Below are 223 nucleotides of genomic sequence, written 5' to 3'. Positions count from 1 at the left end.
ACTGCGTCTCCAGGTCCCGGCGACCCCCGACCCGTACGACGACTCGGCGGCCGACACGCACCGCGAGGCGGTCCTCGCGCTCCTCCCCCGCCGCGGCGCCTCGAACCTCGCGAAGCAGGCGGGCCCCACGGACGAGGAGGTCCCGGCCGAGCCCGCGGGCGCGCCCGAGGAGAACGACGGCGAGCCGACGCGCCCGGTCCGGGTCTCGGTGGCGGAGGCCTGA

At 78.5% G+C, this 223-nt stretch carries 1 pseudogene; it reads left to right on the top strand.

Features of this window, described 5'->3' with window-relative positions:
• A pseudogene (locus G3I42_RS02400) lies at positions 1 to 223 on the top strand (hypothetical protein); the annotation flags it as partial.

The organism is Streptomyces sp. SID11385, from assembly GCF_010548245.1.
Classification (GTDB): Bacteria; Actinomycetota; Actinomycetes; order Streptomycetales; family Streptomycetaceae; genus Streptomyces.
Note: the sequence above shows the minus strand (reverse complement) of the source record. Positions and strands in the feature narration are given on the sequence as shown.